This window comes from Pantoea wallisii (genome assembly GCF_002095485.1).
Classification (GTDB): Bacteria; Pseudomonadota; Gammaproteobacteria; order Enterobacterales; family Enterobacteriaceae; genus Pantoea; species Pantoea wallisii.
In genome coordinates, this window is sequence record NZ_MLFS01000011.1 from 82,941 (window position 1) to 90,677 (window position 7,737).

Below are 7,737 nucleotides of genomic sequence, written 5' to 3' on the forward strand. Positions count from 1 at the left end.
GGAACTCCGGATGCGAACAGGCACCAAAACCGCGCTGCTGCTGGCGCTCTTTGCCCTCTATTACCTGATCCCGATTGAATTCCGTGCGTTGTGGCAGCCGGATGAAACCCGCTATGCCGAGATCAGCCGTGAGATGCTGTTCAGCGGCAACTGGCTGGTGCCGCACTTTTTTGACCTGCGCTATTTCGAGAAGCCGATTGCCGGCTACTGGGTCAATAATCTGGGCCAGCTGCTGTTTGGGCACACAAATTTTGGCGTTCGCGCCGGTTCAATTTTCTGCACCACGTTAAGCGCACTGCTGATTTACTGGCTTGGCCGGCAGATGTTTGCCAGCCATAAAGTTGCGCTAACCGGCAGCACTATCTTCCTGACTTCTCTGCTGGTGTATGGCGTGGGTACCTATGCGGTGCTCGATCCCATCCTGCTGCTGTGGATGGTGGCCGCAATGTGCAGTTACTGGCTGGTGGCGCAGGCGGCGACCTCCCCGCAGCGGCTGCGTGGCTATCTGCTGCTGGGTGCAGCCTGCGCCATGGGTTTTATGACCAAAGGTTTTCTGGCGCTGGCAGTGCCGGTACTGGCCATCGTGCCGTGGGCACTCTGGCAGCGGCGCTTTGGTGAGCTGCTGCGCTGGGGGCCGCTCACGATAGGGGTGGCGGCCGTGATCAGCGCACCCTGGGCGCTGGCGATCTATCATCAGGAAGGGGATTTCTGGCACTACTTTTTCTGGGTCGAGCATATTCAGCGCTTCGCTGACGCTGATGCCCAGCATAAAGCGCCATTCTGGTACTACCTGCCGGTGCTGCTGGCGGGCTCTCTGCCCTGGCTGGCCCTGCTGCCCGGATCGCTGACTGGCGCCTGGCGCCAGCGGAAACAGCATGCCGGCGCGGTCTACCTGCTGAGCTGGACGTTATTACCGCTGCTGTTCTTCAGCATCGCTAAAGGCAAACTGCCAACCTATATTTTGCCGTGCTTTGCGCCGCTGGCGCTGCTGATGGCGCAGTATGCGCACAGCGGTAAAGCGCAACTGGTGAAAGTCTTTAAGCTTAACGGCTGGATCAATCTGATCTTTGGCCTGATCGCGCTGTTTATCATCGTGGCAGTGATTGCGCCATGGGGAGTGGCACACCACCCGGTCTATACACGCGATGAGACCCGACAGGTGGCGTGTGCTGCGCTGGCATTTGCCGGCTGGGCCGTGATGGGCTGGCTGAGTCTGAAGCCGGGAAACGGCCGCTGGCAATGGGCGGCGCTGTGCCCATTGGCGCTGGCGCTGCTGGTGGGGTTCGCGATTCCCGATAGGGTGCGAGATGCGAAGCAGCCGCAGAGTTTCGTGCGGGCGGTAGCGCATCAGCTGGCGGAGAGTCGTTATTTACTGTCAGACAACCCTGGCATTGCCTCAGCCATGGCATGGGAGCTGCAGCGAAGCGACATCACCTTTTACGATGCCAAAGGCGAGCTGCAGTATGGCCTGAGCTATCCGGATGCACAGCCGCGCTATGTGGATGAAGAGGCCTTTGCCGACTGGCTACAGGTACATCGTCGCCAGGGCAGGGTATCGCTGGTGCTGATGCTCAATGCAGGCGAGAAACAGCCCGATACGCGTTTGCCACAGCCGGACGACGTTTATCGTCAGGGCCGCCTGGTTTACTACGGTTATAACGCAACGCCATGAATGTGATGCTGATTATGCTGGTCAGTCTGCTGAGCTGCGCGGCGCAGCTGTGCCAGAAGCAGGCTGCGCTGATAGGCAGGCGCCATGGGCGAATCCGCCTGCTGATGTGGGTGGTGCTTAGCCTGGTGCTGCTGGGTGTGGCGATGTTGCTGTGGCTGGCGGTGCTGCGCACCACACCCGTGAGCGTGGCGTATCCGATGCTGAGCCTGAACTTTGTGCTGGTAGCGCTGGCTGCACGTCTGCTCTGGCATGAAACCTACACCCTGCGACAGTGGATCGGTACGCTGGTCATTGTCGCTGGCGTGGCGCTGATGGGGAGTCATCTGTGAAGGGGTTTCTGCTGGCGATGGGGAGTATTTTACTGGTCTCTGTGGCGCAGTTAGTGCTGCGCGCTGTCATGGTCCGGTTGCCCTCTGTCGCGATACTGCTCAGCCCGCAGTGGCAGCAGCACGGTACGCTATTGCTGTTGCTGTGCGCGGGGCTGTGTGCTTATGGGGTCTCTATGCTGTGCTGGATGCTGGCGCTACGTTATCTGCCGCTCAACCGGCTCTATCCGCTTCTGAGTCTCAGCTATGTCGTGGTGTGGCTGGCAGCAATCACGCTGCCCTCTTTGGGTGAGTCGTTCCGCTGGAGCAGCCTGGCCGGTGTCACACTGATTGTTTGCGGTTTGCTGTGCATCACGCTGCCGCAGCGTAAACATTAAGTCGTGACAATGTCACGACTTACTGTTTTTTTGCCTTTATTTAGTGTTGGTGCCAGGGATGGTATTCACCTTTACGGCGAGCGGGGGCAGTTTCCGGCAGGCGCAGCAGGCCGATAAGCGAGATTATCCCCAGCACGGCAACATAGAGCGCCAGCCCGTACCAGTGTCCGCCAGTGACCTGCAGTATTTTAACCGCGACTAATCCCAGTACGCCGCTGCCAATCAGGGACCCTATCTGCCAGATCACCGCGATTCCACTGCAGCGAATATGGGTAGGGAACAGCTCCGGGAACCACGATGCCTGCGGCGCATAACACATGCTGTGGCCCAGCGTGAGCGCCACGATCATCGCCAGCTGCGTCAGCCAGTAGCTATTGTGAGAGAGCGCCAGGAAGAAAGGCACGATTGAGATAATGATCAGCAGCGCACCCATTAAATAGACCGGCTTGCGGCCTATTCTGTCTGATAGCGCGCCCATCAGCGGGATGGTGAACACCTCCAGAATGACGGCAACAATCATGCTGTTCATGAGAATACCCGCGTCAAGTTGATTGGCTTTTCCCCATGCGAGGATAATCACCGTGAACAGCGCAAAGGCACAGGCTTCAATCAACTTGGCGGCCACACCGTTAATCACCAGGCGTGGATGACCGCTGATCACCTCTTTCAATGGGCGCGATTCGGCGGCTTTGGTTTCACGGATCGCGGCAAAAACCGGAGATTCATCAATCCGCAGGCGAATAAACAGGCCCACAATCACTAACAGCGCGCTGAGTAAAAAGGGAACGCGCCAGCCCCAGGCCATCATCTCATCCGCCGATAGCGTAGCATTGAGAATAGCAAACAGCGCCAGCGGCAGCAGGAAACCCACCGGTGCGCCAATCTGCACCCAACTGGCAAAAAAGCCACGGCGTGAAGCCGTTGAGTACTCTGCCGTCATTAGCACTGCGCCAGCCTGTTCACCGCCTACGCCAAATCCCTGTAACAGGCGTATGGCAATCAGCAGTACCGGCGCCAGATGCCTATTTTTTCGTAGGTTGGCAGCAGGCCGATGCAGAAGGTGCCCAGACCGACAATCAGGATCGTCGCGACCAGCGCTTTTTTCCGGCCCACTTTATCGCCGATGTGACCAAAGACAATGCCGCCAATCGGCCGTGCCAGAAAGCCCACCGCGTAGGTGGCAAACGCGGCGAGGGTACTGATCAGCGGATCGTGGCTGGGAAAGAAGAGGTGACCGAAAAACAGGACCGCAGCGGTGCCATAGGCGAAGAAATCATAATACTCTGCGGCGGTGCCAATAGCAGAAGCGCTGGCAACGCGACGAATCAACGAGGTGTGATTGCCCTGAGTGGCCGATGACGATGCGAGGGTAGAGGAAGCCATAAATGCATACCTGCAGATGAGTTATAATGCGACTACCATACAAGGATGTTTGTGTTGTTGATGTGTCAGCGATCACAAATATGTTTGGCCAATCACCCCTGAAATCCTCATAAGTTTGCTCAGCCGGCGGCGCCTTTTTTTATTAGCACGCATCAGAGCGATGCAAATAGTTGCGCTACTTTTATCGGTTATTTGATATTAAAACCCCAACTTCTCTGCGGATGCTGCGTAATTTATCACCCTCGCACGACTTGATGAAATTCCATCAAAATAAAATCGTCAAACTGCTTGAACTCACAGTTCGAAAAGAAGATTTCAAATAAATATTAACTTGAAATAAAAATGCCGATAGCGTGTTGGCTCTGTTTTGTTCTGCTGTATTTCCTAAATAGTTTTGACCAGGAGGTATTATGGAAAGAGAACTTTATATATCGACCAACACCGCATCCGGCCCGAATAGCACAACAAGAACGGAGCCTTTTGTAAAAATTATCGCGCTGGTCGCCACGCTGGGTGGCTTATTATTTGGCTACGATACCGGCGTGGTGTCGGGGGCGCTGCTCTTTATGCGCAGTGACCTGCACCTGACGCCGTTTACCACCGGTCTGGTTACCAGTTCACTGCTGTTCGGCGCTGCATTTGGCGCACTTCTGGCCGGGCATTTTGCCGATGCGCTGGGGCGACGCAAAATCATTATCCTGCTCGCCTTTATCTTCGCCATCGGCGCGGTCGGTTCCGCTTTTGCACCTGATGTTGTGTCAATGATTGTGTCGCGCCTGTTTCTCGGCATTGCCGTCGGCGGCGCTGCTGCCACGGTGCCGGTCTATATTGCGGAGATCGCGCCTGCCAATAAGCGCGGCCAGCTGGTGACGTTACAGGAGCTAATGATCGTCTCCGGTCAGCTGCTGGCGTATGTCTCCAATGCCACCTTCAATGAAATCTGGGGCGGCGAGCACACATGGCGCTGGATGCTGGCAATCTCCACTGTGCCCGCGGTGCTGCTATGGGTCGGGATGATGTTCATGCCTGAGAGTCCACGCTGGCATGTCATGCGCGGTAATACCCGGGCGGCGCGTCAGGTACTGGAGAAGACCCGCGCGGCGGAGGATGTCGAGTGGGAACTGGAGGAGATTGAAGAGACCATCGAAGAGAATCGCCAGAAGGGCAAAGGCCGTCTGCGCGACTTGCGCACGCCGTGGCTGCGTAAGGTGTTTATTCTCGGCATCGGGATTGCGGCAATCCAGCAGCTGACCGGTGTTAACACCATCATGTACTACGCGCCCACGATGCTGACGGCAACCGGTCTGAGCAACGATGCAGCGCTGTTCGCCACCATCGCCAATGGGGTGATCTCCGTGGTGATGACGCTGGTGGGTATCTGGATGATTGGCAAAATTGGTCGCCGTCCGCTGGTGCTGATTGGGCAGATGGGCTGTACCGGCTGCCTGTTTTTCATCGCGGCGGTGTGCTTCTTTATGCCGGAGTACCATGCGGCGGGTGAGGTGAACCTGGTACGCGCTTATCTGGTGCTAACCGGTATGCTGATGTTTTTATGCTTCCAGCAGGGGGCACTTTCGCCGGTGACCTGGCTACTGCTGTCGGAAATCTTCCCGGCCCGCATGCGCGGCATCTGTATGGGCGGCGCAGTGTTTGCCTGTGGATGGCGAACTTCGCTATTTCGATGGCTTTCCCGTTGCTGCTGGCCGCCTTTGGGCTGGCCGGGGCGTTCCTGACCTTTGCCATTATTGGCATTGGTGGTTCACTGTTTGTCCTGCGTGCCATCCCGGAAACCAAAGGCCGGAGCCTGGAGCAGGTTGAGCACTACTTCTATGAGTTGTATGACGGAAAGTCATAACTGTGACGGCGATCTGATTGCTATCGCGCTGATGTAAATCACTCAAAGAAGCCGCAGTGCGGGGCAAAAAGATAAATTACTATCAAAGGATGTTATGGCGTCAAAGCAGAACAGAACATCCTTACCCTTTATTATCCAGGAACGACTATGACGAACAAAATAAGCAGTGACCGCCTTTGTGTGAACCGTAAAATTGCGCCTAACCTGAGTATCGCGGAATTTTTCTCGCTGGTGGAGGAGTTAGGGTTAAATAAGGTTGAAATTCGCAATGATATGAAAAGCGGCAGCGTGACAGATGGTTTAGGCGGCGCTGAAGTGCGTCGTCTGGCGGCGCAGCATAATTTTTCAATTGAGACCATTAACGCGGTCTATCCCTTTAACCAGCTGACGGATGAGGTGCTGGAGAGGACGCGCAGTTTATTACAGGATGCGCGTGATACCGGCGCCAAAGCATTAGTGCTGTGCCCGCTCAATGACGGCACCATTATTTCGGAGCAGCAAACGGTGGATGCGCTGAAAACCTTAGCGCCGCTGTTTGCCGAATACGGCATCAAAGGTTTGGTGGAGCCGCTCGGCTTCCCGCAGAGCTCTCTGCGTTCTGCGGCGCTGGCGCAGCAGCTGATTAAGCAAGCGGATGTCCCGTTTAAGATCGTGCTGGATACCTTCCATCATCACCTGTATGAAGGCGCAGAGCAGGATTTCGCCGGCGGCGTGGATGTGAATAACATCGGCCTGGTGCATCTTTCGGGCGTTACTGACGCGCGCCCTACGCACGAGCTGACGGATGAAGAGCGCATTATGCTGAGCGCGGAGGATCTGCTGAAATCCAAACAGCAGGTTCAGCGCCTGGAGGAGATGGGCTACCGCGGGATTTATGCGTTTGAGCCGTTCTCGTCGGTGATGGAGAGCTGGAGCGCGGAAGATATTACGCGTGAGATCAAAACCAGCATTGACTACCTGAATAACTAACCCCGCTTATCTATTAAGGAACTTTTCATGACGCTCAATATTGGTGTAATCGGCACGGGCGCAATTGGCCGTGAACACATTCGTCGTTGCAGCCAGGTGCTGCAGAACTCTCGCGTCGTCGCGCTCAATGACATCAATCGCAGTAACTGTGAGCAGGTGATCAGCGATCTTGGTCTGCAGGCTGAGATTTACGATAACGCGCATGATCTGATCAATGCACCCGATGTGCAGGCGATTCTGGTGACATCCTGGGGCCCGACGCATGAAGAGTTTGTGCTGGCATCGATCAAAGCAGGGAAAGCAGTGTTCTGCGAGAAGCCGCTGGCAGTGACGGCGCAGGGCTGTATGAATATTGTGGAAGCGGAGATCGCTGCCGGTAAGAAGCTGGTTCAGGTGGGCTTTATGCGTCCTTACGATAGCGGCTATCGTGCCCTGAAGCACGTGATTGATAGCGGTGAGATTGGCGAGCCATTGATGCTGCACTGCGCGCACCGTAATCCGGAAGTGGGTGATAGCTATACCACCGATATGGCGATTACCGATACGCTGATTCATGAGCTGGATGTGTTGCGCTGGTTGCTGAAGGACGATTATGTCAGTGCGCAGGTAATCTACCCACGTAAGACGCGTAAAGCCTCATCGCATTTGAAAGATCCGCAGATCGTGTTGCTGGAAACCGCGAAAGGCGTACGCATTGATGTCGAGATCTTCGTTAACTGTGAATACGGTTACGATATTCAGTGTGAAGTGGTTGGCGAGACGGGTATTGCGCGTTTGCCTGAACCGATGTCAGTACAGACCCGTAGCGCGGCCAAACTTTCGACCGGCATTCTGACCGACTGGAAGAAGCGTTTTATTGATGCTTATGACGTTGAGCTGCAGGATTTCATCAATAACGTGTTGTCGGGTGAGATGACTGGCCCATCGGCATGGGATGGTTACGCTGCCGCTGTCGCAGCAGATGCCTGTGTTGCCGCGCAGAATAACGGTGAGATCGTGCCGATTACCATGCCAGCGCGTCCGGCGTTTTATAACTAACCCTTAACGAGTCATTGCGGGAGGATCCTGCAACGTCAGAAGGGATACTGAGCACGCCCGGAATGGCAACGGCCGCATCCATGCAGGCCTCGGCACGCGATATTTGGCTGAAACCTC

5 protein-coding genes and 2 pseudogenes are annotated in these 7,737 nt (G+C 55.8%); 6 read left to right on the forward strand and 1 reads right to left on the reverse strand.

Annotated elements, in window-relative coordinates; translation table 11 throughout:
• The first annotated feature begins 10 nt into the window (after window positions 1–10).
• Genes arnT through arnF form a run of 3 tightly spaced genes read left to right on the forward strand, consistent with a single transcriptional unit; the run spans window position 11 to window position 2,375 of the window.
• On the forward strand, window positions 11–1,672 hold the full coding sequence (gene arnT, locus HA48_RS06185; RefSeq protein ID WP_128600250.1) for a lipid IV(A) 4-amino-4-deoxy-L-arabinosyltransferase: 1,662 nt from the start codon (window positions 11–13) through the stop codon (window positions 1,670–1,672).
• Window positions 1,669–2,001, forward strand: a complete 333-nt coding sequence (gene arnE / locus HA48_RS06190; protein WP_128600251.1) for a 4-amino-4-deoxy-L-arabinose-phosphoundecaprenol flippase subunit ArnE — start codon at window positions 1,669–1,671, stop codon at window positions 1,999–2,001. Before arnT ends, arnE begins: the two co-directional genes overlap by 4 nt.
• On the forward strand, window positions 1,998–2,375 hold the full coding sequence (arnF, locus tag HA48_RS06195; RefSeq protein ID WP_208613109.1) for a 4-amino-4-deoxy-L-arabinose-phosphoundecaprenol flippase subunit ArnF: 378 nt from the start codon (window positions 1,998–2,000) through the stop codon (window positions 2,373–2,375). The genes arnE and arnF overlap by 4 nt, the downstream gene beginning before the upstream one ends.
• Window positions 2,376–2,415: 40 nt before the next feature.
• Here arnF and HA48_RS06200 read toward each other — a convergent pair.
• Window positions 2,416–3,758, reverse strand: a pseudogene (locus tag HA48_RS06200) (MFS transporter).
• A 410-nt stretch (window positions 3,759–4,168) separates the two neighbouring features.
• On the opposite strand from HA48_RS06200, the pseudogene HA48_RS06205 reads away from it, so the two are divergent.
• From HA48_RS06205 to iolG, 3 genes and pseudogenes are all read left to right on the forward strand, one after another.
• Window positions 4,169–5,613 (forward strand): annotated as a pseudogene (locus HA48_RS06205) (sugar porter family MFS transporter).
• Window positions 5,614–5,760: 147 nt separating this feature from the next.
• The gene (locus tag HA48_RS06210) at window positions 5,761–6,582 is read left to right on the forward strand and encodes a TIM barrel protein (protein WP_128600252.1); all 822 of its coding nucleotides are present in this window, start codon (window positions 5,761–5,763) and stop codon (window positions 6,580–6,582) included.
• A gap of 27 nt (window positions 6,583–6,609) precedes the next feature.
• A complete protein-coding gene (gene iolG, locus HA48_RS06215; protein WP_128600253.1) occupies window positions 6,610–7,620 on the forward strand; it encodes a bifunctional inositol 2-dehydrogenase/D-chiro-inositol 1-dehydrogenase in 1,011 nt (336 codons plus the stop codon).
• The last annotated feature ends 117 nt before the right edge of the window (window positions 7,621–7,737 follow it).